Raw genomic sequence first — 2696 nt, 5'->3', positions numbered from 1 at the left:
CCCCCAGAGCTTCGCCTGGGGGGACCCCCAGCGGCGTTGTCGTCTGTCGCCAATGCTCCGCAGTGGCTCCCTTCTCCGCCTTGCATCTGCACGCGCCAGACCCCGCTCGCCCCGCGGCGGTAGCCGCAGATGTCGCTGCCGGCCTGATCCGAACGACAGGCCCTAAGGACGCCGTCAGCCGTGCAGGTGCGGCAGGTCCCGTGCCGCACCGGCAGGAGGAGGACCGGTTCCTGCCCTACCGGCGTTTCCACCCGCGTTCCCGGGGCGCCGCCCGGCGCCACGCCCTCGTACGGGACAATGGCTCCATGAGTCTGTTCCGCGCCGACGGCATCGTGCTGCGCACCCAGAAGCTGGGTGAAGCGGACCGGATCATGCTGTGCTTCTCCGGGGGAGCTGCTCCCCATTGCGGCTCCGCCGCGGGCCCGGCCCCCCGGCCGGACACCCGTGGGGGCGTGCGATGAGCCTCTTCCGGGACGACGGGATCGTCCTGCGGACGCAGAAGCTCGGCGAGGCCGATCGCATCATCACGATCCTCACCCGCGGGCACGGCCGCATCCGTGCCGTCGCCCGTGGCGTGCGCCGCACCAAGTCGAAGTTCGGCGCGCGGCTGGAGCCGTTCTCGCACGTGGACGTGCAGTTCTTCGCGCGGGGCAGTGAGCTGGTCGGGCGCGGGCTGCCGCTGTGCACGCAGAGCGAGACGATCGCTCCGTACGGCAGCGGGATCGTCACCGACTACGCCCGGTACACCGCGGGCACCGCCATGCTGGAGACGGCGGAACGGTTCACCGACCACGAGGGCGAGCCGGCCGTGCAGCAGTATCTGCTGCTCGTCGGCGGGCTCCGTTCCCTCTCGCGCGGTGAGCACCCGCCGCACCTCATCCTCGACGCGTTCCTGCTGCGCTCCCTCGCCGTCAACGGCTACGCGCCCAGCTTCGAGGACTGTGCGAAATGCGGTATCCACGGCCCGAACCGGTTCTTCTCGGTCGCGGCGGGCGGAGTCATATGCGGCGACTGCCGGGTGCCCGGCAGCGTCGTACCCTCGGCTGAGGCCGTCGGACTGCTCAGCGCGTTGCTGACGGGGGACTGGGACACGGCGGAAGCGTGCGAGGCGCGCCACGTGAGGGAGGGCAGCGGACTCGTGTCCGCCTATCTGCACTGGCACCTGGAGCGCGGACTGCGCTCACTGCGGTACGTAGAGAAAAACTAGGGAAGCGAAAGCTAGGAGAGTGTGACCCCCATGGCACGACGCGGAATCCTGGGACGTTCCCGCCGCGAGTACAAGGTCCCCGAGCCACACCCGTCGGGGGGCCGCCCGCCGAAGATCCCCGGTGAACTCGTGCCGGAGCATGTGGCGATCGTGATGGACGGCAACGGTCGCTGGGCCAAGGAACGCGGTCTGCCGCGCACAGAGGGCCACAAGGTCGGCGCCGAGCGCGTGCTGGACGTACTCCAGGGTGCGATCGAGATGGGCGTCGGAAACATCTCCCTGTACGCCTTCTCCACCGAGAACTGGAAGCGCTCCCCGGACGAAGTGCGCTTCCTGATGAACTTCAACCGCGACTTCATCCGCAAGACCCGCGACCAGCTCGACGCACTCGGCATCCGGGTGCGCTGGGTGGGCCGGATGCCCAAGCTGTGGAAGTCGGTGGCCAAGGAGCTCCAGATCGCCCAGGAGCAGACCAAGGACAACGACAGGCTCACGCTGTACTTCTGCATGAACTACGGCGGGCGCGCGGAGATCGCGGACGCGGCACAGGCGCTGGCGGCGGACGTGAAGGCGGGCAGGCTCGACCCGTCGAAGGTCAACGAGAAGACCCTCCAGAAGTACATGTACTACCCGGACATGCCGGACGTCGACCTCTTCCTCCGCCCGAGCGGCGAGCAGCGCACCTCCAACTACCTGATCTGGCAGAGCGCTTACGCCGAGATGGTCTTCCAGGACGTGCTGTGGCCCGACTTCGACCGCCGTGACCTGTGGCGGGCCTGCCTGGAGTTCGCGCAGCGCGACCGGCGCTTCGGCGGCGCGATCCCGAACGAGGAGATCCTCGCGATGCAGGGCAAGGACCCGGCCGTCTGACCCGCCCGCTACGATCACGGCTCGTCCAGGACAGGGGAGGGGCCGTGACCGAAGCACAGGGCTTGAGTGACGAGCGTGGCGGGCACGGAGCCCAGGGCGCGAGCGATGAGCAGGTGGAGCTGGTCTACCGGCCCCAGCCGGCCGACACACTGGCCGGGCTGCGGGTCCGCGAGCGGATCAAGCGGACCGGGCTGTGGCTGCGGGGCGCGTTCCTCGCGCTGTGGGCGGTGTTCTGGCTGCTGACCACCATGGGCCGGGGGAGCATCGACCCGGGCCAGACCGTTGTGCTCCTGTTCGTCGTCCTGCTGGTGTGGAGCTATCCACGGATACAAGCCGCCCATGTGCAGAAGATCGTCGGGTGGCAGGGCGAGTACCGCGCCACCGTGTCCGCGGCCGGGATCACCTGCAGCACCGACCACAGCACACTGATCCAGAAGTGGTCCGTCCTCCAGGGCTACCGGGAGACGCCGGGCCACTTCGTCCTCCTCAGCCGGGACCCCAACATCATGTGCCTGGAGGTCCTGCCCAAGCAGGGGCTGAGCACGCCGGGCGACGCCGACCGCCTGCGGGCCATCCTGGACCGGCACACCACCCGCGTCTGACGTACGCGAAAGGGGCC

Annotated in this window: 4 protein-coding genes; all 4 read left to right on the top strand. The window is 69.4% G+C overall.

What is annotated here, in order from left to right; translation table 11 throughout:
* Positions 1–200 precede the first annotated feature (200 nt).
* Genes ACWGI8_RS42745 through ACWGI8_RS42730 form a run of 4 tightly spaced genes read left to right on the top strand, consistent with a single transcriptional unit; the run spans position 201 to position 2679 of the window.
* Positions 201–461: a hypothetical protein gene (locus tag ACWGI8_RS42745; protein WP_453668861.1), complete on the top strand. Its 261-nt coding sequence runs from the start codon at positions 201–203 to the stop codon at positions 459–461.
* Entirely contained in the window at positions 458–1207 is a 750-nt protein-coding gene (gene recO / locus ACWGI8_RS42740) for a DNA repair protein RecO (protein ID WP_453668860.1), read from the top strand. Before ACWGI8_RS42745 ends, recO begins: the two co-directional genes overlap by 4 nt.
* A gap of 30 nt (positions 1208–1237) precedes the next feature.
* A complete protein-coding gene (locus ACWGI8_RS42735) occupies positions 1238–2077 on the top strand; it encodes an isoprenyl transferase (protein ID WP_453668859.1) in 840 nt (279 codons plus the stop codon).
* Between the two features lie 44 nt (positions 2078–2121).
* Positions 2122–2679, top strand: coding sequence for a YcxB family protein (locus ACWGI8_RS42730; protein WP_453668858.1), 558 nt, complete (start codon positions 2122–2124; stop codon positions 2677–2679).
* Positions 2680–2696: the final 17 nt, after the last annotated feature.

It is taken from the genome of Streptomyces sp. NPDC054841 (assembly GCF_053611045.1).
This window is presented reverse-complemented; position numbering and strand designations above follow the sequence as displayed.

Coding starts and splice junctions, on each gene's coding strand:
- recO (WP_453668860.1), top strand. CDS start 458: ATGAGCCTCTTCCGGGACGACGGGATCGTCCTGCGGACGCAGAAGCTC.
- ACWGI8_RS42735 (WP_453668859.1), top strand. CDS start 1,238: ATGGCACGACGCGGAATCCTGGGACGTTCCCGCCGCGAGTACAAGGTC.